Source organism: Formosa agariphila KMM 3901 (genome assembly GCF_000723205.1).
GTDB classification, from domain to species: domain Bacteria; phylum Bacteroidota; class Bacteroidia; order Flavobacteriales; family Flavobacteriaceae; genus Formosa; species Formosa agariphila.
Window position 1 is genome coordinate 1,223,707 of sequence record NZ_HG315671.1, and the last position, 26,364, is coordinate 1,250,070.

At 35.8% G+C, this 26,364-nt stretch carries 16 protein-coding genes; all 16 read left to right on the forward strand.

What is annotated here, in order from left to right:
• Window positions 1–12: 12 nt before the first annotated feature.
• Window positions 13–1,914 (forward strand): RagB/SusD family nutrient uptake outer membrane protein, encoded by a 1,902-nt coding sequence (locus tag BN863_RS05180; RefSeq protein WP_197539170.1) that lies wholly within the window; start codon window positions 13–15, stop codon window positions 1,912–1,914.
• A 547-nt stretch (window positions 1,915–2,461) separates the two neighbouring features.
• Window positions 2,462–3,568, forward strand: a complete 1,107-nt coding sequence (locus BN863_RS05185) for a glycoside hydrolase family protein (protein WP_148304569.1) — start codon at window positions 2,462–2,464, stop codon at window positions 3,566–3,568.
• A 49-nt stretch (window positions 3,569–3,617) separates the two neighbouring features.
• The gene (locus BN863_RS05190) at window positions 3,618–4,937 is read left to right on the forward strand and encodes a sugar porter family MFS transporter (RefSeq protein ID WP_038528193.1); all 1,320 of its coding nucleotides are present in this window, start codon (window positions 3,618–3,620) and stop codon (window positions 4,935–4,937) included.
• Window positions 4,938–4,955: 18 nt separating this feature from the next.
• The gene (locus tag BN863_RS05195; protein ID WP_038528197.1) at window positions 4,956–5,774 is read left to right on the forward strand and encodes an alpha/beta hydrolase; all 819 of its coding nucleotides are present in this window, start codon (window positions 4,956–4,958) and stop codon (window positions 5,772–5,774) included.
• A 6-nt stretch (window positions 5,775–5,780) separates the two neighbouring features.
• A complete protein-coding gene (locus BN863_RS05200) occupies window positions 5,781–7,277 on the forward strand; it encodes a sulfatase-like hydrolase/transferase (protein WP_084817473.1) in 1,497 nt (498 codons plus the stop codon).
• A gap of 53 nt (window positions 7,278–7,330) precedes the next feature.
• Window positions 7,331–9,316 carry a glycoside hydrolase family 97 protein gene (locus tag BN863_RS05205; RefSeq protein WP_038528201.1) on the forward strand — a complete coding sequence of 662 codons (1,986 nt, stop codon included), beginning with the start codon at window positions 7,331–7,333 and terminating at the stop codon, window positions 9,314–9,316.
• Window positions 9,317–9,328: 12 nt separating this feature from the next.
• Window positions 9,329–11,011, forward strand: coding sequence for a sulfatase family protein (locus tag BN863_RS05210; protein ID WP_038528203.1), 1,683 nt, complete (start codon window positions 9,329–9,331; stop codon window positions 11,009–11,011).
• 23 nt (window positions 11,012–11,034) lie between these two features.
• Window positions 11,035–13,707: a hypothetical protein gene (locus BN863_RS05215; RefSeq protein WP_051774524.1), complete on the forward strand. Its 2,673-nt coding sequence runs from the start codon at window positions 11,035–11,037 to the stop codon at window positions 13,705–13,707.
• A 14-nt stretch (window positions 13,708–13,721) separates the two neighbouring features.
• Window positions 13,722–14,588, forward strand: a complete 867-nt coding sequence (locus BN863_RS05220; RefSeq protein WP_038528206.1) for an alpha/beta hydrolase — start codon at window positions 13,722–13,724, stop codon at window positions 14,586–14,588.
• 13 nt (window positions 14,589–14,601) lie between these two features.
• Window positions 14,602–16,971 carry a PDZ domain-containing protein gene (locus BN863_RS05225; RefSeq protein WP_206778065.1) on the forward strand — a complete coding sequence of 790 codons (2,370 nt, stop codon included), beginning with the start codon at window positions 14,602–14,604 and terminating at the stop codon, window positions 16,969–16,971.
• A gap of 26 nt (window positions 16,972–16,997) precedes the next feature.
• Window positions 16,998–18,365 carry an alpha-L-fucosidase gene (locus BN863_RS05230; RefSeq protein ID WP_038528210.1) on the forward strand — a complete coding sequence of 456 codons (1,368 nt, stop codon included), beginning with the start codon at window positions 16,998–17,000 and terminating at the stop codon, window positions 18,363–18,365.
• Window positions 18,366–18,540: 175 nt separating this feature from the next.
• Window positions 18,541–19,491, forward strand: coding sequence for an SGNH/GDSL hydrolase family protein (locus BN863_RS05235; RefSeq protein ID WP_242404072.1), 951 nt, complete (start codon window positions 18,541–18,543; stop codon window positions 19,489–19,491).
• A 329-nt stretch (window positions 19,492–19,820) separates the two neighbouring features.
• A complete protein-coding gene (locus BN863_RS05240) occupies window positions 19,821–22,373 on the forward strand; it encodes a beta-glucosidase (protein ID WP_158408967.1) in 2,553 nt (850 codons plus the stop codon).
• Window positions 22,374–22,396: 23 nt separating this feature from the next.
• Complete coding sequence (locus tag BN863_RS05245) at window positions 22,397–23,224, forward strand: 3-keto-disaccharide hydrolase (protein ID WP_038528213.1); 828 nt, start codon at window positions 22,397–22,399, stop codon at window positions 23,222–23,224.
• A gap of 15 nt (window positions 23,225–23,239) precedes the next feature.
• The gene (locus BN863_RS05250; RefSeq protein ID WP_038528216.1) at window positions 23,240–24,040 is read left to right on the forward strand and encodes an SGNH/GDSL hydrolase family protein; all 801 of its coding nucleotides are present in this window, start codon (window positions 23,240–23,242) and stop codon (window positions 24,038–24,040) included.
• A gap of 340 nt (window positions 24,041–24,380) precedes the next feature.
• Window positions 24,381–26,333, forward strand: coding sequence for a hypothetical protein (locus BN863_RS05255; protein WP_051774530.1), 1,953 nt, complete (start codon window positions 24,381–24,383; stop codon window positions 26,331–26,333).
• The last annotated feature ends 31 nt before the right edge of the window (window positions 26,334–26,364 follow it).

Consider the following 26,364-nt stretch of genomic DNA (forward strand, 5'->3'; position numbering starts at 1 on the left):
AATTTAATGAATATGAAAAATATAAATTTTAATATAAAACGAATAGGGTTAACTGCTGTGATTTCCGCATTTATGTTGACTGGTTGTTCGGACTACCTAGACCAAGAACCTCAAGATTCTGTAACGGAAGCTGTTTATTTTAAAACTCCAGAACAGTTCGAAGCAGCAGCAAATTTTTTCTATAGAGCTACTTTTGGTTATGTAGCTGGTAGTGATGGTGGGGACGAATCTTCAGATTTATCTGGTAACATTACAGAACAGCCAACATATGTAAGTGGTAATAAGCCTGTGCCAACATCAGATGGTATCTGGAGTAGTAACTACAATCAATTAAGAGAAGCTAATCAATTAATTGAAAAAGCAGCTGAATATGAAGGAGATCAGTCAGATATAGAAACTTTTGTTGCTACAGCACACTTTTTTAGAGCATGGAATCATTATAAACTATTATTGCGTTTTGGAGGTGTGCCTATTGTAACACGTTCGTTAGATGTAAGTTCTGAGGAATTATACGGACCTAGAAATAGCCGTTACGAAGTTATCTATCAAATTTTAAGCGACTTAGATGTTGCTATAGATGGATTACCATCAGAAAACAGTATAGGTGATACAGAAAAAGGTAAGTTGTCTTCTGAAGCTGCAAAATCTTTAAAAGCGCGTATATCATTATATGCAGCTACGTATGAAAAATACGTGGGTACAGCTACAGATGGAGATGGTACTACCGTTGGTGCAGGATCAGCAAAACCAGCTGATTATCCTAGTGTTCAAGAACTTTTTGAAGATGCAAAGCAAAATGCATCAGAAGTTATGAATAGTGGAGCTTATGAGTTATGGGATCACCGTGCAGAGCTTGGAGACAGAAACTTATATTACTTATTTACTTTAGAAGATGGTTCTAATCCAGCAGGTTTAACTAAAGCAGATAATAGGGAGTTTATTATCTATACTGTATACGATTATACTTTAAGACAAATTCGTCAAAACATTTCTCACTCAAAACCATATACTCCTTCTAGAAAATTAATGGATATGTATTTATGTGAAGACGGTTTACCTGTACAATACTCATCAGTTTTTGAAGGTTATGATAAAATGAATTCAGAATTTCAGAATCGTGATAATCGTTTAACAAGTTTTGTATACGAACCAATAGTGCAATATTGGGGCCATGGTGCTAATGTTGATGGTGGTGGAGCACAATATGGTGTAGATTTCGAAGATGCTGGTACGGGATTCGATTATAGATATGTACCTCAATTATTAAACCCATCTGGAGGACGTGGAGTTGGATATCAAGGTGTAAAATTTGTAACAGAACACAAATTAAGAGAAACGAGAGAAGAATCTTTTAACTTCCCTTATTTACGTTATGCGGAAGTATTGTTAACCTATGCGGAAGCAACTGTAGAATTAGGTGGCGGTGCTATCTCTGATGCAGATTTAGACATTTCAATCAATAAAATTAGAGAGCGTTCTAATGTTGCGCCTTTAACAAATGCATTAATTTCACCATATTCAGACTTAACAATGTTAGGAGAAATTAGAAGAGAGCGTGCTATTGAATTATTTGGAGAGAGTCAACGTTTCGATGACTTAAAACGTTGGGGAATTGCAGAAGGAGAGTTAAATCATGACTTAACTTTAAATTATGTAGATGGTACAGAGTTTGAAACGGCTTTAAATCCTAAAAACCCAACTGATTTAATTTACAATCCATCTGGATTCTCATACGGTACAACAAGTAGCGAGAAATCTATATCTACATACTCAGGTATAGCAAATGTTAAGCCTGGAGCTTTAATCTTCGATATTAAAGGAAATAGAAATTTCTCTATAAAAAATTATGTTGATCCTATTCCTTCAGATCAAATCAGATTAAACCCAGAGTTATTACAAAACCCATTATGGTAATAAACAAAATATACTAATTTATATTAGTAATTTATGTTTGCTTAAAAGCAGTTGTGAGATATCACAACTGCTTTTTTTTTGTTTATACTATGCATAGTTCTGCGAACTAATTTTACTTCAAATTTAAATATAACTGTGTAGGCTCATTTAAATCATAGCAATAAAAAAGAGCTATAATATCTACATTAAAAAACGCTATAGTTTTAAACATAATAGAAAAAAGCCTATAGTAAAAGTTGAAAATAATTCTGAAAAATATTTTTATTCAGAATTAGATTTTTTTCTTAAAACTCTAGCTATTACTAAGAAAAACAGTGAAAATGGATTATGTGTTATAGTAATTGGACGATAATTTATTCAATATTTAGCCTATAAGATTTAGATTGCAATCGTTATTGTTTTTTGTGTCTTGAAGAAAGTAGTTGATTTTTTAAGACAAGTTAGAATTGGTTTTAAAATTCATCCAAGGCGAGTCATTATCAATTTGGATGAGTTTTTTTAATAAATCAAATTCCAACATCAATAAACTTACTGCTAAATGTAAACGATGAAATGTATTAAAACATATATATTATTCTTGCTTATCGTGTTTTGCAACACCGAATTGTTTGCACAAAATACAATGGGTTTTAATCTAGGAAAGGCTCCTGTTAATGGCGGTCTCGAAATGGAAGATTATTGGGTTTGGGGTAGTTCTGTAATTAAAGGCGACGATGGGATGTATCATATGTATGCTTCACGCTGGCCAAAATTTTTACCCTTTCACCCTGGATGGATGATTGCATCAGAAATTGTTCATGCAACCTCTAAAACTCCAGAAGGTCCTTATAAATTTCAAGATATCGCACTTAAAGCTCGAGGAACTCAATATTGGGATGGACGCTCTACTCATAATCCTAAAATAGTAAAATACAACGACACCTATATTTTATATTACATGGGATCTACACACCCATTTGAAGCGGTTACTCCAGACAATGTAAATCAATTCGATTTAAAAAGTAAATGGTGTATCGCTGCACGATGGGGAAAACGTATTGGAGTCGCAACTTCTAAAAGTCCAAACGGACCATGGACACGTTTAGATACCCCTATTTTAGATGTAAAACCAAATTCATTTTATAGTTTTTTAACGTCTAATCCGTCACCTTTAATTAAAGACGATGGATCGGTAGTATTACTATTTAAGGGACGCGATTATAAGGCCGATGGTATTTCTAATGCCGATATGAGTATAGGTGTGGCTACTGCGCCGTCTTACAAAGGGCCTTACACTGTTAAGGGAGATAAACCTTTATTTTCTCTAGAGCACTTTGGTGAGATTGAAGATCCTCATGTTTGGAGTGATAATACTGGATTTCATATGATTGCTAAAGATCAACGCGGAGCTATAACAGGAGAAGCTGGCGACGGACTTTTAGCACATTCAAAAGATGGAATACATTGGACAGTCGATAAAAACCCGAAAGCATATACTAAAACAGTCACTTGGGATAATGGTAAAATTATTACTCAAGGACAGTTAGAACGTCCGTTTGTATTTGTAGAAGATGGGAAACCAACACATATATTTTTCGCGACTATGGATGGTCCTGGCGGATTTGGAAATGGAACAAAAACTTGGAATATGGTCATTCCTTTAAACGATAATTAATTTTAAACACTAATAAAAAGGCAAATTGCCTAGCCTAATACCTAAAAATATGAACAAAAAAATAATGTTATGGTCTATTACCGCAGCACTTGCCGGATTCTTATTCGGATTTGATGTGGTTGTTATATCTGGTGCCGATAAAAAATTACAAGCCTTATGGGGCTCGTCTGAAGCTTTTCATGGTGCTGTAGTTATGGGTATGGCACTTTGGGGAACCGTTGTCGGTGCTATATTTGGAGGTCTTCCAACAAATAAATACGGACGAAAAAATACATTAATTGTTATTGGAATTTTGTTTGCTGTTTCGGCCATAGGTTCGGCGTTATCTAATGATCCCTATGTGTTTGCTTTTGCACGCTTTATTGGAGGTTTAGGAGTAGGAGCATCTACCATTGCAGCACCTGCATATATTTCTGAAATTGCACCTGCTAAAGATCGTGGTCGTTTGGTGGCGATGTACCAGTTCAATATTGTTTTTGGTATTATGATAGCGTATTTATCAAATTACCTATTAAGTGATATTGGTGAGAATGCATGGCGATGGATGTTAGGAGTAGAAGCTATTCCTGCAGTTTTATATATTTTATTCGCTTTAAAATTACCGAAAAGTCCACGTTGGTTATTATCACAATCAAGAGAAGCAGAGGCAAGAGACGTATTAAAAACAATAGATCCAGATTCAGATATAGATGCTCAGGTTCGTGAGTTTAACTCGCATTCAGAAAATAGTGATAAGTCGGAAACGATATTCATAAAAAAATACAGATTCCCGTTAATGCTGGCGTTTTTTATCGCATTTTTCAACCAGTTTTCAGGAATTAATGCGGTGTTATATTATGCGCCTCGAATTTTTGAAGCAGCAGGATTAGGAGAAAGTTCGGCATTATTAAATAGTATCGGATTAGGTGTAACCAATCTTGTATTTACATTACTAGGCGTGTTCTTAATTGATAAATTAGGAAGAAAAACGTTAATGTATATTGGTTCTTTAGGCTATATAGTTTCACTTGGTCTATTAGCGGCAGCATTCTTATTAGAATGGTCGGGTATGGCTGTTCCTTTTTTCTTATTTCTATTTATTGCAGCTCACGCTGTTGGGCAAGGTGCAGTAATATGGGTGTTTATTTCAGAAATTTTCCCTAACCACTTACGTGCTTCTGGTCAAGCTTTCGGAAGCTCTGTACACTGGATTTTAGCTGCGCTTATTCCATCATTATTTCCATTCTTATTAAAATTAGTAGGTGGTGGAGCTGTTTTTCTAGTGTTCGCTGTAATGATGATATTCCAATTGTTATTTGTAGCGTTCATGATGCCAGAAACTAAAGGAAAAACTTTAGAGGAGTTAGAAGATATCATGCTTAAAAAATAAGATAAAATATATCGTACAATGAGTAAAAAGCTAGTTTACATAATCCTATTGTTTCTGTCCTGCAATGTATTTGCATCGCAAATCGATACGCTTATGGTTTTTAGTCAGTCTATGAATAAGACTATCAAAAATGTAGTGATTACACCAGATAATTATTCTAAAAACGGCGGAGCTTATAATGTCGTGTATTTATTACATGGCGCAGGTGGAGATCATAAAGCATGGTTAGGTAAAGCACCAGCTATTAAAACATATGCCGATACATATAATGTTATTATTGTATGTCCAGATGTCGAGAAAACCAGTTGGTATTTTGATAGTCCTGTAGATTCTAAAATGAATTACGAAACCTATGTTTCAAAAGAATTAGTTTCAAAAATAGATGCCACTTATAATACAGCAGCGTCTAAAGAAAGTAGAGCGATTTCAGGTTATAGTATGGGCGGACATGGGGCTTTGTATTTAGCTTTTAAACATCAAGATGTTTGGGGAGCAACAGCGAGTATGAGTGGTGGTGTAGATTTAAGACCGTTTCCTAATAATTGGGATATTTCTAAACGTTTAGGAACTTATGCAGAGTATCCAGAACATTGGGAAAATAATTCTGTAATTAACCTGACACACTTATTAACAGCTAAAGACCTTAAAATACTATTTGATTGTGGCGTAGATGATTTTTTTTATGATGCCAATGTAAGACTTCATAAAAAATTATTAGAGCGTAATATTCCTCATGATTATATAGAACGTCCCGGCGGTCATACCAATGCGTATTGGAGTAATTCTATAAAATATCAATTGGTGTTTTTTAACGATTTTTTTAAATCAGCAAAATAAAAATAAATGAAAAGAAGAATTTTAATCTTATTAACATTAGTATTATGTAGTGTTTTAGGAGGATGTAAAGCTAGAAAAATTCAAGGTGTTGAAAAAAGCGAGTCTTCTGCAGCAGTTAGCACATTAGGGCAACCTAACATTGTAGTATTACTGTGCGACGATTTAGGGTATGGCGATTTGGCGGCTTTCGGGCATCCTGTAATTGAAACGCATAACCTGGACAAATTAGCTGAAACAGGAATTAAACTTACAGATTTCTATGCAACGGCACCGGTGTGTTCATCTTCGCGCGCAGGCTTGTTAACAGGTAGAAGTCCTAATAGAGCCGGTATTTATGATTTTATTCCGGGCTATAAAAAAAGTGCAGATAATAGAGATTTGGTACACTTACGTGCCGAAGAAGTGACTATTCCTCAAGTATTAAAATCTGTAGGTTACGAAACCTGTTTAGTGGGGAAATGGCATTGTTCGTCTCAATTTAATTCAGACGCACAGCCACAACCAAACGATTTTGGTTTCGATTATTGGATGGCAACACACAATAATGCAGCGCCAAGTCATAAAAACCCAAGAAATTTTGTGAGAAACGGCGAAGAAGTCGGTGAAATAGAAGGTTTTAGTAGTCAAATTATTGTAAGCGAAGCCATGTCTTGGTTAGATAAAAGAGATACCAATAAACCATTTTTCTTAGAAGTTGCGTTTCACGAACCTCATGAGCCTATTGCCTCACCAGAAGATTTAGTTCAGAAATACTTACCTAAAGCCAAAAATCATGAAGAGGCCGAATTTTTTGCTAATGTAGAAAATGTAGATTTAGCCGTAGGTCGATTATTAGAGTATTTTGAAACTCATAATATCACCAATACTTTAATCGTGTTTAGCTCAGATAACGGTCCAGAAACCTTTATGAGATACGAGCGTGCTAAAAAATCTTACGGGAGACCAGGACCTTTAAAAGGTATGAAATTATGGACCAACGAAGCTGGGTTTAGAGTTCCAGGTATTGTAAAATGGATAGGAAAAGATACTTTTTCTGGAACAAGCGATGCCGTAGTATCTGCCTTAGATTTTTTACCAACATTTGCAGAATTAGCAGGCGCAGAATTACCAAACCGAAAATTAGATGGCGAGTCTTTTGTGCCACTTTTAAAATCGGGAAATTTTGAACGCGAAAAACCTTTAACATGGGCATTTTATGATGCTATTAACGACCGTCGTGTAGCCATGCGTAAAGGCGATTATAAAATTATGGCGCGTATAGAATTAGATGGCGAAACCTTACCTAATCTTCATAATTTATACGACGGAAATATTGAAGAAATTAAACGCGCTAAACTCACAGATTTCGTGTTGTTTAATTTGAAAAATGACATTGCAGAATCTGAAGATATTTCAGCTCAAAAACCAGAGATTTTTAATACGATGAAAACAGAATTTAAATCGGAATATAAAGCGCTGTTAGACGGCAGTCATGTATGGGTGAGACAAGAAGAAACAAACTAAACGTACAATAAATACCAATTACGACTCAAACAAACTATAAATTTCAATAACCAATGAAACCTATTCAACTTAAATTAATAATTCTTTTTACGCTATGTATCGTGGCTAGCAGTTGCTCAAAAAAAGAGGTGATTGCAGTGATGTCTCCAGATGCAAGTAAAAAGATGGTGTTTCTTGAAGGAGAAAATAACAACGATGTCTCTTTTTCTGTATTTTACAATCAGAACGAAGTCATTCAAAGTTCGGTATTAGAACTAATGTCTGAAGAATTAAATTTCACAGGAACGATTACGGTTGAAAATATTGAAACAACTTCAGTAAATACAACGTGGACCTCTAGATTTAATGAGTTAAGTACGATTCCAGACCATTACAATCAGATAAAAATATATTTAAAACAAGGCGATGCAAAAGTGAATATCATTGCAAGAGCTTATAATGAAGGTGTGGCTTTAGCTTACGAAATTCCTGAACAAGGTAACCTTACCGAAATTGGTTTAAATGAAAACATGCATTATAATTTCGATAAGGATTACGAGCTGTGGTCTACCCCAAAACGTGAAAAAGGCGTCTTAACGGCTCAAGGCGAGTATAGAAAAATTCCAATTTCAGCCTTGCAAGAAGGTGCCGAACGTCCGTTAGTAATTGAGATAAACGATACGGTTAAAATAGCATTGGCAGAAGCCCGTTTGGTAGATTATGCACGAATGAGTTTTAATAAAGGCACAACATCGCCGTATAGTATTGTATCCACCCTTGATGGTAAAATGGGCGAACAAAAACAAGATACTATTACAGGAGCTGTTATTTCCGAACGCAAAAATGATGGCGCTAAAGTGCATAAAACCTTGCCATTTCAATCGCCTTGGCGCGTGGTAATGATGGGGAACAGTCATGGCGAATTATTAGAACATAATTATTTAATTCAGAATTTAAATCCGCCATCAGAAATAGCAGACGATTCTTGGATTACACCTGGAAAAGTACTTCGTGAAACAACCTTAACAACGCAAGGCGGTATGGCAGCTATCGATTTTGTAGCAAGTCATAATATGCAATATGTGCATTTTGATGCCGGTTGGTATGGTAATGAAATGGATAATGCCTCTGATGCGACAACCATTACTTTAGACCCGAAACGCTCTAAAGGGCCTTTTGATATTGAAGCTATTACAAAATATGCTACAGAAAAAGGCGTGAAAGTTATGCTATATGTTAACCGTCGCGCTTTAGAAAATAAATTAGACGAGGTCTTACCTGTATTAAAAAAATGGGGTGTGTCTGGTATAAAATATGGTTTTGTTCGTGTGGGCGACCAAGATGCAACCGCTTGGATGCACAAGGCCGTAAAAAAAGCCGCAGAATACGAAATGGTATTAGATATTCATGATGAATACAGACCAACAGGATTTTCTAGAACGTATCCTAATTTGTTAACTCAAGAAGGGATTCGTGGCGATGAGGAAACGGTGCCAAACGCACATACTTTAATTACTATGTTTACCCGAAGTTTAGCAGGTGCCGCAGATAATACGGTGTGTTATTATAACAGTCGTGTAGATAAAATGGGGTCGCATGCCTCGCAATTGGCTAAAACGGTTTGTATTTTTAGTCCACTACAATTTTTATACTGGTACGATAAAGCGCCATCAGCACCAATTAAAGACGATGGCCTTTGGGGAGATACGCGTACTATTGGTAACGAACCAGAATTAGAATTTTTTAACGCCGTACCAACCACTTGGGACGAAACTAAAGTGTTACGAGCAGATATTGGAGAATTAGGAATTATAGCACGTAGAAAAGGTAACGATTGGTTTGTTGGCGGAATAAATGGTGTTACACCACATGATGTGACTCTCGATTTTTCATTCTTAGAGGAAGGAGCATCTTATAAGGCGAAAGTGTATACAGACGATGAGACTGTAAACACCAGAACTCAAGTGAAGATTGAAGAGAAAGATATCACAAACCAATCAGAATTAAATATAAGCATAGACAGTAATAATGGTTTTGCTATGCACATTACTAAAGAATAAACGCTAAAGGTCATGAAAAATAAAGTTAGCATGTTAAAATACGTTGTAGTTTGCTTGTGTTTAAGCATTCTAGGATGTAAATCTAAAGAAGAACAACAACCAGAGGTTAAAAAGGAAATAAAGACTCTGCCTAAAGAACGTCCCAATATCATATTTTTGATGTCCGATGACCACGCCTATCAAGCCATTAGCGCGTATAGCGACCATTTAATTCAGACACCAAATATAGACCGTATTGCAGACGAAGGTATTTTATTTACCAATGCCTGTGTCTCAAATTCCATTTGTGCGCCTTCAAGAGCAACTATTTTAACAGGAAAACATACGCATATTCACGGGAAGGTGGATAATGTATTTCCGTTTGATGAGTCGCAGATGACCTTCCCTCAATTACTTCAAGAAGCAGGCTATCAAACCGCGATGTTTGGAAAATTACACTTCGGAAACAATCCAAAAGGGATAGACGAGTTTAAAATTCTTCCAGGTCAAGGACAATATTATAATCCAGATTTTAATACCAACGACGGAAAAATTACCGTAGAAGGTTATGTTACCGATATTATTATGGACATGACTTTAGATTGGTTACAAAACAGACGCGACGAAAATAAACCGTTTATGTTGTTCTCCATGCAAAAAGCGCCACACAGAGAATGGTTGCCAGCGCCAAGACATTTTAAAGAATACACTAAAAAGACATTTGTGGAGCCAGAAACCTTATTTGATGACTATGAAGGGCGTGGCACAGCAGCAAAAACGGCAGAAATGAATTTGTTAGAACATATGAACTGGGCTGGAGATTCTAAACTATATCCAGAAATGATGGCAGAACTAGGCATTCCAGATAAGTCGGGTTGGGATTTAGAAGCGTTTGAACGTGAAGTTGGACGTATGAATCCGGAACAACGTGCGGTATGGGATTCGGTTTACAGACCTATGATGGAAGAGTTCAAGGAAAACTATCCAAATATGAATGAAACCGAATTAATGAAATGGCGTTACCAACGTTATATGCAAGACTATTTAGGATGTATTGCTTCGGTTGATGAAAACGTGGGACGTTTATTGGACTATTTAGAAGAGACAGGCTTAGACGAAAACACCATCATTGTTTACACATCAGACCAAGGGTTTTATTTAGGAGAACACGGTTGGTTCGATAAGCGTTTTGTGTACGACGAATCCTTTAAAACACCATTGCTTATTAAATGGCCAAACGTTATTACGCCAGGAACAACAAATACTGAAATGGTACAAAATTTAGATTTTGCACAAACCATTTTAGAAGCAGCACAAGTTGAAGCACCTTCAGATATGCAAGGGGAAAGTTTAATTCCATTGTTATTAGGAAACGATCAAGAATGGACTAGAGATGCGGTATACTACCATTATTACGAATATCCAGGAATTCATATGGTAAAAAGACATTATGCGATTATTACCCAAGAATATAAGTTGATTCATTTTTACTACGATGTAGACGAATGGGAATTATACGACCGTAAAAAAGATCCGAACGAAATGAAGAATGTTGAAGACGATCCTGCGTATGCCGATGTGGTTGTAAAACTTAAAAAACAATTGGCAGATCTTAGAGCACAATACGGAGACAGTTCGGAATTAGATCAGAAAATATTACAGAAATATTTGGAAGCGAAAAACAATCCAGATATAGAAACTGTACCCTTACATTAAATCGATAAATAAAAAATAATTTCATGAGATTTTCAATCTTATTAACCTTAGCTATAACCTTCTGTTTTAATACCGTAACAGTGCAATCGCAACAAGCGACGGAACATCCACGTTTGTTTGCAAAGACTAGTGATAGAACTGCTTTAAAGCAGAAAATAGAAACAGAAGATTGGGCAAAAGCATCGTTTAATACGCTTGTCGAGGAGATTACGCCATATGTAGATCGTCACACTACAGATCCAGAATGGATTGTATCGCGATTGGCGATGTACTGGAAAGATGGCGAGCGCTATACACAATGTTATATTAAAGGGCAAGATTGGGATTATGGTGAAGGAAATGCGCCTATGCCAACCGTTCGTTTACCGGGTATGCGTAAATGGAACGATTATGTAAATGTGCCTTTAGAGGACAGAATTCCGTATAACGAATCGGGAGATATGTTAGGGATTAGTCGTTCTAAAGCCGATAAAACACCTGTGAAAATTCCGTATAAAGAAACAGGTCATATGATTCGTGCCAATAATATGGAAATATTAAAACTGGCAGAAAAATCAGCTTTCGCCTATTATATGACGCAAGAAGAGAAGTATGCTAAGTTTTCGGCAGATATATATTGGACTTGGATCTTAGGAACCTATTATATGAATCCGCCTTTAGATCCCGAACAATCAACTAAAGGTTCTGGAGGCTACGAGCCCGGCGGAATTATGGGGTATTATGATTACGAAGTGATTCACGACGATAGACAAATTCCTATGGCGGCGACCTACGATTTTCTTTACGATTACTTAAAAGCGAATCCGCATAAACATTTAAAGGAAATTAATAAAACCACAGTCGATGTGTCGAGTGAAGTGTTTAAGCGCTTTATAGAAATCGGATTGGTTCGTGGTGGTAAAAAAGGAAACTGGAATGTAAACCGTTATAAAAACATCATAGGAAGTATGTTGGTTTTAGAGTCTAACGATTTTTATGACGATGGTAAAGGTCGTGAATATTACATTCCGTTTTACACAGAAAAATCGGGTGAGCATTATGCAGGTTTACCAGAAATAATGGCAAATTATGATACTGAAACAGGCTTATGGCCAGAATCACCAGGCTATGCGTCGGGAATGATTCCTACAGTATTAGAAATGGGATTACAATTGTATAAATCTAGTGTGAATACCTTAGCCGGAAATCCAATTATTGAAAAAGCAGCGCTAGCGAATTTAGGTTGGTTAGATGCCCGTGGGAATTTAGTGGTGTTTGGAGATATGCGTGGTGGCGCTTTTAATATGTCGGCTTTCGAATCGTTATTAACCTATTCGACTTGGAAAGGTGATGATATAACGGCGAAAACCATGGCTACAGTCATCAAGAAAAACATAGAAAACGGACAGTACAACAGAAATAAATCCAACTGGCAAGATATTATTTTTAATCAGGCTCTACCAGAATCGGGTAGTGAATTACCTTACCACAGATCGGCGTATTCAAAATTTCATAGACATATGATTTTAAGAAATGGAAACGACGAAGACAACGGCTTAATGTTCACATTATATGGCGGACGCTATCAGTCGCATTTAGCCGAAAACGGATTAGCTATGCAATTTTACGGTAAAGGTTGGGCTCTTGCGCCAGATGCTTCGGCTTACGAATCGTATTGGTCGCCAGATGCAGGATATCATCGTGGAATCACGGGTTCTAACACCATAGTTCCAGGATATAAAAAAGGCGAGATTACTATAAATGCCATGGATCCTAAAACAGTAGAAGATGGTTTTTATAATACCGAAGTCACTTCAGAACAGGTATCTTTTGCAGATGTTTCAGCAGACGAAAAACGTCGTGTTGTGGCTATGATTCGCACTTCAGAAACTACGGGGTATTATGTAGATGTGTTTAGATCAGATCAAGATAACAACGATTATATTCATCATAATTTAGGTCACCAAGTTAGACTTACAAGTGCAGAACAGAAACCGTTAGAGGTGAAATCTGTAAATGATTTAGGTACTGAATACAACAAGAATTATAGTTTCTTTAAAAATCAAAGAAAGATAAAGTATACATCAGATTTTAATGCGACTTGGGATATTAATACGGTATCACCAGAATTGCATGTAAATATGTGGATGCAAGGGCAAGATAACCGTGAGCTGTATGTGGTAGATGCGCCACCAACCACATTACGTGAAGATATTACGCCTGGACAAATTAATAAAAGTCCACAAACTACACCAACACTAATTGTACGTCAGAATGGGATAAATGCTAAAAGTCACCCGTTTGTTTCAGTGTTTGAATCTTACGAAACCGGACAAAAATCAATTCACAATATATCTAAAGTGGGGCAGTTTGTTGATTTAGCGGCTTTGAAAATAGAATCGAAAAACAGTACACAAATTATCTGTAGTGCTATAGATTCTAATAAAGCATTTCAACCTGAAAAAGGGATGACATTTAAAGGAACCTTGGGCGTGGTTTCAGAAAAAAATGGGATTTTTGAATACTTATACTTAGGAGAAGGAACAACTTTAACGCACGGAAATTACAGTATTGAATCGGAAGGAGCAACAGTAACTGCTACTTTAAAGTTGGAAAATGGTACGTATTATTATTCCGCTAATCAACCCGTGAAAATCAAACTGAAAAAAGGAAAAGCGAAAACATATCCAGCCGGATATAATGTGGAAATTAAATAGATAAGAATAAACCCATGCGATTAGTAGTAATTATATTTTGTGTTTTTATGGCAGTTGTAGATACAGCTGTAGCACAAGAGGTGCTTTTAGATCACCCAAATCCAGAACGTGTGGTGTATAAAATTATAGATGGCGATACTTTAACTATGGATTTGTATAAGCCAAATGGTTTTAAAAAAAGGAAAAAGTATCCCACATTGGTGTTCTTTTTTGGCGGAGGTTGGAAAGGGGGAACCATAACACAATTCGAACCACAAGCCAAATATTTTGCTTCTCGAGGAATGTGTACTGTATTGGTAGATTATAGAGTAGAAAAGAAACATGAAACCACGCCGTTTGATGCCGTTAAAGATGCGAAATCTGCTATGCGTTTTTTAAAAACACATGCAAAAACTTATAACATTAATAAAAACAAAATTATTGTAGCAGGAGGATCTGCTGGCGGACATTTAGCTGCAGCAACATCTATGCTTCCTGGATTAGACGAAGCGGGTGAAGATCTTAATGTTAGTGCTAAGGCAAAAGCATTAATACTTTTTAATCCGGTTATAGATAATGGTCCTGGTGGTTATGGTTATGAGCGTGTTGGAGATCGCTACACTGAAATTTCACCCATGCACAATGTATATAAAGATGTGCCAGCAACAATTATTTTTCAAGGCACAAACGATAAACATATTCCACAAGGTACTATGGAAGAATTTAAAGCTAAAATTGAAGCCGTAGGTGGACGTTGCGATCTTCATTTGTATGAAGGCCTACCACATGGGTTTTTTAATAAAGGCAAAAAGGATAGTGAGAAATATTATAAAGAAACAGTGTATGAAGCCGATTTGTTTTTAGAATCTCTAGGCTATTTAAAGGGAGAACCAACAATTTAATCCAAGACGTTTTATGAAATATTTTCAATTTTTTACATTTTTATGCTGTATGTGTATGTTAAGTTCGTGTGAGTCCGAATCAGAACTTAAAGTGATATATGTGTCTAAAACGCAAGTAGACATACCTAGCGGAACACAAGAATTCCCGTTTCAGAATTTAGAAGCAGCAGTACAAAATGCGTACGAATTAAGACGTTTAAACCCAGAACTACCAATTGCAATTCATTTAGAAACTGGCGATTATTATCTAGAAAAAGCGATTCAGATTACTCCAGAATTAAACGGGTTAACAATTACTGCAGATACTGATGCAAAAGTTACTTTAAAAGGATCTCAGCCTTTAGAGTTACAGTGGAAAGCATTCAATGAGAACATTCAAGTTGCCGATGTGGATTCTAGTTTAAATTTCGATCAGTTAATCATAAATAACGAACCTCAAATTCTTGCACGTTATCCTAATTACGATGAAAATGCGCAGTATTGGAATGGTTCAGCTCCTGATGCAATTTCTAAAGAACGTATAGCAACATGGAATCAACCCGAAGGTGCTTATTTTCATGCCTTACATAACGGAAAATGGGGTGGATTTCATTTCGAAATCACTGGAGTCAACGACGACGGAACGGCTATCTTAAAAGGTGGACACCAAAATAATAGAGGCTCTAAACCGCACGATGAGTTTAGAATGGTAGAGAATGTTTTCGAAGAACTAGACAGTCCTGGCGAGTGGTTTTTAAATGTCAAAACGCATAAATTATACTATTGGCCTACTTCAGGGCATCATAATTTAAATGATGCAAAAGTTGAAGTGGCAGTATTAAAAGACTTAATTCAAGTAGTGGGAACTTTAGAAAACCCAGTGAAAGATATTACTATTAGCGGATTAATATTTAAACATACAACACGTACGTTTATGGAAACTTACGAACCATTATTAAGAAGCGATTGGTCTATTTACCGCGGTGGGGTTGTGTTTTTTGAAGGCACAAAAAATTGTAGTGTTTTAGATAATGAGTTTACCAATTTAGGCGGAAATGTAATTATGGTAAGCAAATACAATTCGGGTCTTGTAGTAAAAGGAAATCATATTTACGAAAATGGGGCAAGTGCTATATCTTTTGTAGGTGATCCTTCTGCGGTACGCTCGCCGTCTTTTAATTATGGAGAGTTTGTAGATTTAAAAGATATGGATACTGCTTCTGGCCCAAAAAACGAATTATATCCAAGAGATTGTATTGTTGAAGATAATTTAATTCACCGTATTGGTAGAATTGAAAAGCAAACTGCAGGTGTAGAAATAGCGATGGCTATGGATATTACTGTGAGTCATAATAGTATATACGATGTACCTAGAGCTGGAATTAATATTGGAGATGGTACTTGGGGTGGACATGTTTTAGAATTTAACGACGTGTTTAATACGGTTTTAGAAACGCACGATCACGGGTCGTTTAATTCTTGGGGACGGGATCGTTTTTGGCATCCTAAACGCCAAATTATGGATAGCATCACGACTCAAATTCCAGATATGTATACTTGGGATGCTGTTAAAACTACAATTATAAGAAATAACCGTTTTCGTTGTGATCACGGTTGGGATATCGATTTAGACGATGGCTCTTCAAACTATCATATCTACAATAATTTAATGCTTAATAACGGACTTAAACTTCGTGAAGGATTTAATCGTGTAGCCGAAAACAATATCATGGTTAATAACTCGCTACACCCGCATGTTTGGTTTGCAAACAGTGAAGATGTTTTTAAACACAATATTGTAATGAACACGTATCAAGATGTTGGATTACAAGGTTGGGGAAAAGAGTTAGATTATAATTTATTTCCGAATGAAGCAGCGATGATGAAGTCTCAAATTTACAACAGAGATTTACATAGTGCTTATGGTGACCCATTGTTTGAAAATCCAGAGCAATTAGATTTTAGAGTGAAAGCAAATTCGCCAGCATTAAAAATTGGATTTAAAAACTTTCCAATGGATGAATTTGGAGTACAGAAAGAACCATTAAAAGCATTGGCGAAAACACCTGAAGTTCCTATATTGAAGGCTGCTTCAGAAGACACAAGTAGTCCTGTGGTTGCATGGTTAAGAAACAATTTAAAATCTGTAGATTCACCTCAAGAACAATCGGCTTACGGATTAAATTCTGCAGAAGGTGTTATCGTGTTAAGAATCTGGAATGCAAGTCCTGCTGTTAAAAATAACGGGATTAAAAAAGGAGATGTCATCCTTCAAGCAGATGGAAAACCAGTGAAGACCATTCAAGATTTTTTCAAAATAAATGTAGAAAATACTACAGATGAAATGGAGCTTGTAGTTATGAGAAACCAGTCTGAAAAGACAATTACAATAAAAACAAATTAATTAACTTAAAAATAAAAAGAATGAAAATGAAAACGTTAAGGAACATGTGCTTACTGGTGGTAATCGTCATGTTAAACATGGGGCCAGTTTTGGCACAAGCAAGCTCGAAGAAGAAGTTATCGGACGACGAGCGTATGGAATGGTGGAGAGATTCTAAATTTGGTATGTTTATTCACTGGGGAGCTTACTCTATTATTGGAGGAGAACGCGGGAGTAAAATTGCTGGGGGTGGTGCAGAATGGGCCATGGATAAGCTAGACTACACTATTGAAGAATATGAAAAATATCCTGAAATGTTCAACCCACAGTTGTTCGATGCAGATGCATGGGTAACTATGGCGAAAAATGCTGGGATGAAATATATTGTATTGACATCTAAGCACCATGAAGGATTCGCATTATGGGATTCAAAAGTATCAGATTACGATATAATGGATACCGCACCGTTTAAGCGTGATATTGTTAAAGAATTAGCAGAAGCTTGTAAAAAACAAGGCATTAAATTTTGTTTATACTATTCAATCGTAGACTGGCATCACCCACAAGCACAGGGTAATTTATATCCAAATTACAACATTTCTCAGCATGATGATCCGTCTGTTGTAAATCCAGAATTCCCAAAATATTACGAAAACTATATGAAGCCTCAAGTGGGTGAATTATTAAAAAATTACGGCGATATTGGAGTAGTTTGGTTTGATGGAGATTGGATTTCAGATTATACTACAGAAATGGGGAAAGACCTTTACAAATACATTCGTGATATTCAACCAAATACTATTGTGAATAACAGAGTAGATAAGGGGCGAACTGGTATGGACGGAATGAATAATAAACCAGGTCAGTTTGCAGGAGATTTCGGTACACCAGAACAAGAAATTCCTGATACAGGAATCGATTCAGATTGGGAAGCGTGTATGACCATGAATGGAACTTGGGGATATAAACCAGACGATGTGAATTGGAAAAGTAGTGAAGATTTAATCGAAAAATTAGTCGACATCGTATCTAAAGGAGGAAATTTTTTATTAAATATTGGACCTGATGGTTACGGACGATTCCCTGCGCAAAGTATTCGCAGATTAGATGCTATGGGACAATGGACTAAGAAAAACGGTGAAGCGATTTATGGCGCGACTGCAAGTCCGTACGAGAAACCAAAATGGGGACGTTATACTCAAAAAGATGGTGTAATTTATGCTCATGTTTTCGAGTGGCCAAAAGATGGTCTTTTAAAATTAAATAAAGATATCAAAGTTAAAAAAGCGACTTTATTAACAGACCCTAATACAGAATTAAATGCACTTACAACCTCTCGAGAATTATTAATCGATGTGCCTCAATTAGCACCAGATACCACTGTATCTGTTGTTAAAATAGAGTTGGCTAAGTAATAGTTAACTGTATTAAATATAAAAAAACAGGCAAGCAGCGTTTAAGGTGTTTGCCTGTTTTTGAATCTAATCTCGTGTTATAACTTAATAAACGTTGTTATTATCTTTAATTAAGGAAGTCTAACAGCATAGCATTAAGGGTTTGAAATACATTTAAAAGTAATACATACAAAAAATGAATATTAATAAAAGCATGTTTAGCATTGTACTCGCATTTTTTCTACATGTTGGTATTGGGTTTTCACAAACAATTCCTTACGACAAACCAGAATGGGGAGCGTATACAGAAGGAGAAGAAGGGTTTTTACTGGCGCATATTTTTAATTGGCCAAAAGACGGTAAGTTAGTTATAGATAGATCAATTAAACCAAGAGAAGCAAGGTTGCTTTCTGATATCGATAAAAAGGTGAAAATAAGATTAGTTGATGGTAAATTAACGGCATTTTTACCAGAAGAAGCTCCAAATAGCCAAGTTTCAGTTTTAAGAATACAATTAATACCTACAGAAGATTGGGCAAATTTAGGACGTTATAGTCAAGCAAATGCCGAATTAAAAGCACCTAGTAAAAACGAAAATAGAGTGGTGTTTATCGGAAACTCCATAACCGATAACTGGACGCGTGATCATGGGGTGTTTTTCGAAGAAAATCCGAATTATGTCAACAGAGGAATTAGTGGACAAACCAGTGCACAAATGTTATTACGTTTTAAACCAGATGTCATCGAATTACAACCCAAAGTGGTTGTTATTTCTGCAGGAACAAATGACATTGCAGGAAATAGAGGCTATATAAGTTTAGACCGTATTGCGGCAAATATTTTTTCTATGGCAGAGTTAGCAAAAGCCAATAACATAGAAGTCGTATTGGCATCGGTACTTCCAGCAAGTAGTTATTCTTGGAGTCCATCAATTGAGCCGGCAGATAAAATTATCGAACTTAATACACGTATTAAAGCATATGCTAAAAAGAATAAGATAATCTATTTAGATTATTATTCGCCAATGGTAAATGCAGATAAAGGTTTAAAAAAGGAATTGGGTAGAGATACTGTTCATCCAAATGTAGAAGGCTATCTTATTATGGAGCCTATGGTGAAAGCTGCAATATCTAAAGCGCTAAAATAGTTTTAAACATTCAAATTGTGAACGGCCTCATAATTACTTATAAAAAGTAATTATGAGGCTTTTTTTTACTTAAAAATTTATCCACCCCAAAATAGACCATAATTTATAGTTCTTGAATGATGAATGATATACTTTTTAGTCTAAAATTAATAGTATTGTATGTAACTAATAGTTAGTTGTAACGGTGCTTTCGAGTTTGTTTTAAATCTTGTATAGTAGATTTTAGTATTAAAATTTAAACGGAAAGTCATTTCAATACACATCATGTACTTCACATTTTAATGTATTTCATAGAAAAAAATAGTGAAGAGAAGATAAATAAAGAAGTTATGAAAAAATACATGCTTTTAGCAGCCTGTTGTGTTTCAATGCTCTTGGTAGAGACGAGTGTGGCACAAGATCGCACAGCACTTCATAAGCGTGCAACTAAGCAAGCGAAAGACTTGGTGAAACAAATGACTTTAGAGGAAAAAGTCAGGCTAATAGAAATGACAAATTTACCCATAGAGCGTTTAGATATTCCTGGACACCATTGGTGGAATGAAGCTTTACATGGTGTAGCACGTCGTGGAGAAGCTACTCAGTTTCCTGTACCACTTTCTATGGCTTCAGGTTGGAATCCGTCTTTAATAAAAGACATGACTACCGCTATTAGTGATGAAGCTCGTGCACTTAATAATGCAGATACAGCCGAAGATAAAGCAAAACGATATCACGGTTTAACCTTATGGAGTCCTGTTATAAATATGGCGCGTGATCCACGATGGGGACGTACAGAAGAAACCTATGGGGAAGATCCCTTTTTAACCACTGAACTTGCATCTGCTTTTGTAAACGGATTGCAAGGAGATAATCCTAATTATTTAAAGACTGTAGCGACTATAAAACACTTTGTAGTAAATAATACAGAACATAATCGTTTGCATGTGCGTCCAGATGTATCGGAGCGTGCGTTACGAGAATATTATTTTCCAGCGTATCGCGATGTGATTGCTCGCGAAGATGTAGAATCTATCATGACGGCGTATAATGGTTTAAACGGCATTCCGTGTTCTGCAAATAAATGGTTGTTAACCGATATTTTGCGCGACGAATGGGGCTTTAACGGGACTGTGGTAACCGATGTTGGAGTACCAGGACATTTGGTAGAGCAACATAAATATGCTAAAAATGGACCAGAAGCTGCTATGATGATGATTACCGCTGGTGTAGATATGTATTCTGGATCGGACAGAACTAGAGAAGTTAATGAGAGAGAATGGTCTAAGCAAGCGGTTCAACAAGGTTTAATGAAAGAATCGGATTTAGATCAAGCTATTATTCGGAGTCTAGCTACGCGTATTAAATTAGGACTTTTACGTTCAGATGAAGATAATCCGTATACTAAAATATCAACAGGTGTGGTTGGTTCAGAAAATCATTTAGCTATTGCTAGACAAATTGCACGAGAGGGTGCTGTGTTACTGCAAAATAAAAACAATGTGCTTCCTGCAACTCCAGAAAAATATAAATCTATTCTTTTTGCCGGACCTTATGTTAATGATGCGCCTTTTGGAGCTTACAGCGGAAATGCAGCAGGTATAGCTGCAACGCCTATGTTTGGTATGCAAGAAATTGCAGGAAACCAATTCGAAATTAAAAGTCAGTTAGGCGGGAAATGGTTATTCATTCCGGAAGGCAATTTAAACGTTCCTGGAAAGCCAGAGACTAAAGGCGTAACAGGAGAATATTTTGCAGGGACTAAACTCGAAGGTCATCCTATTTCGGTGAGAACAGATCGTGGTTTCGATTTGGATTTGCCAAAACCATTAGCACATATAGATCCTGAAATTCCACAGCCTACGTTTTCGGCACGTTGGACAGCAGAATTAACTCCTAATCGTACCGGACTTCATTATTTTTCTATGACAGCTTTAAGTGGTGCACGTGTTTGGATAAACGATGAAAAAATTCTTGATAATTGGCATAGCAAAGCAAAGGATAACGAAGAATCTCAAGGGATTTTTCTAGAAGCTGGTAAAGCAGTAAATTTAAAAGTAGAATATTATAATGAAGAAGCAGAGCCCGCTCGTGCATTATTAAAATGGGTGGAACCCCAAGAGGTTGTTGCTGTAGAGCATCCAGAAGATAAATTGCTAATATACGTGGGTGGACTTACATGGAGAATGTCTAAAGAATCTCATGATCGCATGAATTCTATTTTGCCAGAAGATCAGATGGAAGAAATTAAAGCATTGGCGTCTATATATCCAAACATGTTAGTGGTATTAAATGGTGGCACAGTAGTGCAGTTATCGGAGTTAAATGACGTCGTGCCATCTATTCTTTTACAATGGTTTCCAGGGCAAGAAGGTGGTTATGCTTTAGCAGAATTAATTACAGGAAAGGTAAGTCCTTCAGGACATCTTCCACTTACATTTTACACTAATCCAGAGAAATTACCAGATTTTGAAGATTACGAAATCAGTAAAGGAAGAACGTATATGTATATGAAAGATAATGCTACCTATCCATTTGGATACGGATTAAGCTATACGTCGTTTGAGTATTCGGGATTGAAAATTACTCAGAATAAAAAAGAAGTCACGGCTGTATTAGATGTGAAAAACTCAGGACTTATGGATGGCGATGATGTGATTCAATTATATGTTACCAATTTAGATTCTAAAGTATATCAGCCAATTCGTCAATTGAAAGCGTTTAAAAGAGTTTCTATTGCTAAAGGTGACACGGAGCAAGTAGAGTTACATTTTTCTATAAACGATATGCAGTGGTGGGATGTAAATAAACAAAAATATGTAGTAAATCTAGGGCGATACGAAATTCAGATTGGGAAGTCTTCAGCAGAAATTGTTCAGAAACAGATTATAACCGTAAAATAGCTAACTAATTAACTAAAACTATAATGAAAATAAAACAATTAAAGGAGACCATACTTTTAGTCTTGATTGTAACTTTTAATACTATAATTGTTAATGCACAATCTAAAGCTGTAAAAAACCAAGAATTTGAACCTATATTTAATGGCGAAAATTGGGATGGTTGGCATCTTAAATTAAGAAGTGGCGATGCAGAGATGGCTAAAAAAGTCTTTGCTATTGAAGATGAAGTGGTACATGTTTTTAGAGATATGCCAGATAGTCTAAACCTCAATACAGGTGAAAATGCTACGCACGGTTTATTTTATACCAATAAAACATATAGCAAATACATCTTGAGATTCAAGTATAAATGGGGAAAGAAAATAACGAATAATTTTGAAAGATGGCAATACGATGCAGGCGTATATTATCATGTGTCAGACGACAAAGTGTGGCCCATTGGAATAGAATATCAAATTAGATACAATCATCTTACCGACAAGAATCATTCAGGAGATTTAATTAGACCTAAAGGCGCAGGTTACGATTGGTTTTCTACTAAAGATGGTAAACATTTTCTAGCACCAAACGATGGCGGAATTCTTGAAGATAAAAGTGATTGGATGCACTTAGCAACGCCAACTAAAAATCATAATGCATTAAACGATAAATGGAATACTTGTGAGATTATTGTTATGGGCAGCGAATATACCATTCATAAGCTAAATGGAGCTATAGTAAATATGGCTTTCAACTTAACGCCGGAAAAAGGTATTATCGGATTTCAATCGGAAACAGCAGAAATTTATTATCGTGATATAGAAATTAAAGAGTTTGAGAACAGTATTCCAATTGAAACCTTTTTAGATTAAAAAACAATCTTAAATATGAAACGTCAAACTTTTGTAGAATTGATGGTTACAGGAGTCCTCGCACTGGGTTTACAACCGTTAACCTATGCTTTTCAGAATTTAAAAGACACCAATCATGACATATGTAAAAAAGTTTGGGATGCATTATGTGGCGATATTGGAGAAACGTATAAAACCGATGCTTTTAACTATGTAGCTCCTGTAAAGGGGAAACCCAATGTGTTAATTTACGGCGATTCCATTTCCATTATGTATTCGTCTACTGTAATGAAAATCTTAGCGGGAAAAGCTAATGTAATTCGGTTATTTAAAAACGGAGGTTCTAGTAAACATTTTATTCCGAATATGGATCGAATGAATCAGACCATGTTTCAGCCAAATTTAGAAGCAGGTTGGAATTTTAAATGGGATGTTATTCATTTTAATGTGGGTTTACACGATTTAAAATATCTTAAAGGGAAACATCTAAATCTAAATGGCGAGCAAGTATCAAGTATAAGTGACTACAAATTGCAATTAGATGCTATTTGCACTTATCTAAGAACAAATCATCCGCAAGCAACATTAATTTTCGCCACTACAACTTCAGTTCCAAAAGGTGCTAAAGGTAGAAAAGAGGGCGATAGCGTAGTCTATAATAAGGCAGCTCTGGAAGTCTTGTCTCAGTATCCAGTTATAGAAATAAACGATCTGTATACGTTTACAAAACCACACCAAAAAGATTGGGCTCAAGCAGCAGGAAATGTGCATTACAATTCCTTGGGAAGTGAAGAACAAGGTAAAGCAGTTGCACGAGTAATTTCAGAATATTTATAGTTTTTTTCCTTTCGAAATACAACAGATTTTTGATGAAAATTATTTCAGAAACGTAAAATTTTGAGTGCTATTTTCACCTTATAAATCATTTTTTAAAGTAGCTTATTTTATAATTCAACATGGTTTTTACTGTAAAGTTTTTTAGCATACATCGCATCATTTAGCTTTCAAAACCCAGAGATATCAATAGAAAATACCATAAAGGAACATAGTTTATATAGAAAGAACTATGATTTACAGCAAATGTGACATAAATAAAATAGTATTGTTATAGTATAAGACACATGATAATCATATCGGCTATTTTTATTTTAATAGCAGATAACTTTTTAGCTATTTTATGACCTTTAAAAAAATATCATCTCAATCCCCTTTATTAGTCTTAGTGGCTGTGTTAATTTTAGCAACTTCATGCAATTCGCAATCAGAAAAAAGTCTAGAGCCATTAAATATTAAAGACTATTTAGAATTAGGTCATGCAGATACGTTGTACCCTTCACCGCAGCAAATGGAACTGCTTAAAAAAGCAATTCCGGAAGACCATTTTCAACCAGCTCCAAAAATATCAGATCGTTCGTATTGGGACCAAGTTGCTGCTTCTGTATCAGGTCAGGCGTATTTAAAAAAAGCGAATACTTTATTAGACAGTAAACCCGAAGTGCCTATTACAGATAGCATTTATAGGTTGGCGAATAAAGATGGAAACCGTAAAATATATAAGCCCAGATATTACCGAACTATGGACCGATTGGAACATTTTGTTTTAGCAGAATGTATCGAGAATAAAGGTCGTTTTTTACCTCAAATTAAAACCTTCTCAGATTCTATTATGGCTATGAAATCTTGGGTACATCCTAATCACGACGATAAAAATAATGGTATTTTAGAAGGTAGACGTGTCTCTATAGATTTAGGCGCTCGTAAATTTGGATCGGTATTAGCATTAGCAGAATCCCTATTAGAAGACAAAATACCTCAAGAGTTACGAAATCAAATTAACGAAAATCTTCAAAGACGTATTACAGACACCTATTTAAAAAGCACCGAGTTTTTAGACATAAATAATACTTGGATAAAAAGTACAAGCAATTGGAATTCTGTATGTACAAGTGGTGCTGTTTTAACCATAATTACTAATTCAGATAGTTATGAAAAACGTCTAGCAGCGGTTGGATCAGCAATAAATAGTATGACTTACTATTTAAGCGGATTTGGAGATGACGGTTATTGTTCTGAAGGTTTAGGCTATTGGGGATATGGCTTTGGACATTATTTATATTTAGCTCAAATATTACATGATTATTCAAACGGAAATATAGATTTATTTAAATTCGATAATCCAGAAAAATTAAGAAACGTAGGGAACTTTCCTGAAAATTTCGAAATACAGAGTGGGAGATGTGCACCGTTTGCAGATGGCGTATCTTCAATCTCTAGTTCAGGTAGTAATTTTGCAAATGTATTGTCTGCAGAACATTATGGAGCCATTGTGCCTAACGAAATTAGGATGGAAGAAGCTGCAGAGCAACTAATTGCTTGGAACAATCCGGAGCTTTTTAAAGTTCAAGTACATCCTGTGATTTCAGAATTACCAAATCATACATATTATAACGATTTTGGTATGGTTATCTCTCGTGGAAAACAAGCACATCCGTTTTCAATTGCTTTAAAAGCTGGACATAATGATGAAAATCATAATCATAGTGACGTCGGGACTTATACCTTGGTTTTAGGATCAGATATTATGTCTGGAGACATTGGAGCACCATCTTATATGGCGGGTTCATTTTCGCCAAAAAATAAAGCGCGTAGTTCATGGGGCCATCCAGTGCCTTTAATTAACAACACATTACAATCTAATGGAAAAAGCTTTAAAGGTGTTTTTATAGCAACAAATTTTAGCGACACTACAGATCACGTGGTTGTAGATATAAAACCAGCTTACGAGTTACCGATGTTAGAAACTTTAGAGCGTACCATGACGAATGATAAAAGGGGGAAAGGAACTATTACTGTTGAAGATTACTTTTTAGCTTCAGAACCTGTAGCATTCGAAACGACAATTATGACCTTAAACAATTATGAAATTATCGATAATAATACGGTGATTTTAACGTCTGAAAATAAGAAAGTAAAAGCCGAAGTTAAAAGCGAGGGCTTTAATGTTACTATTAAAGATATTCAAGTTCCCGTTAAACATTTAAGAGAAGGCGGTCCTGCATTTCGTATTGGTATTAAGGCTAAAGAGTCTGCAAAATCAGGAAAAATCACAATAATATATACACCGTTATAAATTGAACCAACTCATTACAGTTTGAGTAAAC

Excerpts from the sequence above, each read along its gene's own strand:
- BN863_RS05215 (WP_051774524.1), top strand. The coding sequence starts at position 11,035 with ATGAGATTTTCAATCTTATTAACCTTAGCTATAACCTTCTGTTTTAAT.
- BN863_RS05230 (WP_038528210.1), top strand. The coding sequence starts at position 16,998 with ATGAAAACGTTAAGGAACATGTGCTTACTGGTGGTAATCGTCATGTTA.
- BN863_RS05235 (WP_242404072.1), top strand. The coding sequence starts at position 18,541 with ATGAATATTAATAAAAGCATGTTTAGCATTGTACTCGCATTTTTTCTA.
- BN863_RS05200 (WP_084817473.1), top strand. The coding sequence starts at position 5,781 with ATGAAAAGAAGAATTTTAATCTTATTAACATTAGTATTATGTAGTGTT.
- BN863_RS05205 (WP_038528201.1), top strand. The coding sequence starts at position 7,331 with ATGAAACCTATTCAACTTAAATTAATAATTCTTTTTACGCTATGTATC.
- BN863_RS05245 (WP_038528213.1), top strand. The coding sequence starts at position 22,397 with ATGAAAATAAAACAATTAAAGGAGACCATACTTTTAGTCTTGATTGTA.
- BN863_RS05240 (WP_158408967.1), top strand. The coding sequence starts at position 19,821 with ATGAAAAAATACATGCTTTTAGCAGCCTGTTGTGTTTCAATGCTCTTG.
- BN863_RS05250 (WP_038528216.1), top strand. The coding sequence starts at position 23,240 with ATGAAACGTCAAACTTTTGTAGAATTGATGGTTACAGGAGTCCTCGCA.
- BN863_RS05195 (WP_038528197.1), top strand. The coding sequence starts at position 4,956 with ATGAGTAAAAAGCTAGTTTACATAATCCTATTGTTTCTGTCCTGCAAT.
- BN863_RS05180 (WP_197539170.1), top strand. The coding sequence starts at position 13 with ATGAAAAATATAAATTTTAATATAAAACGAATAGGGTTAACTGCTGTG.
- BN863_RS05255 (WP_051774530.1), top strand. The coding sequence starts at position 24,381 with ATGACCTTTAAAAAAATATCATCTCAATCCCCTTTATTAGTCTTAGTG.
- BN863_RS05225 (WP_206778065.1), top strand. The coding sequence starts at position 14,602 with ATGAAATATTTTCAATTTTTTACATTTTTATGCTGTATGTGTATGTTA.
- BN863_RS05210 (WP_038528203.1), top strand. The coding sequence starts at position 9,329 with ATGAAAAATAAAGTTAGCATGTTAAAATACGTTGTAGTTTGCTTGTGT.
- BN863_RS05220 (WP_038528206.1), top strand. The coding sequence starts at position 13,722 with ATGCGATTAGTAGTAATTATATTTTGTGTTTTTATGGCAGTTGTAGAT.
- BN863_RS05185 (WP_148304569.1), top strand. The coding sequence starts at position 2,462 with ATGAAATGTATTAAAACATATATATTATTCTTGCTTATCGTGTTTTGC.
- BN863_RS05190 (WP_038528193.1), top strand. The coding sequence starts at position 3,618 with ATGAACAAAAAAATAATGTTATGGTCTATTACCGCAGCACTTGCCGGA.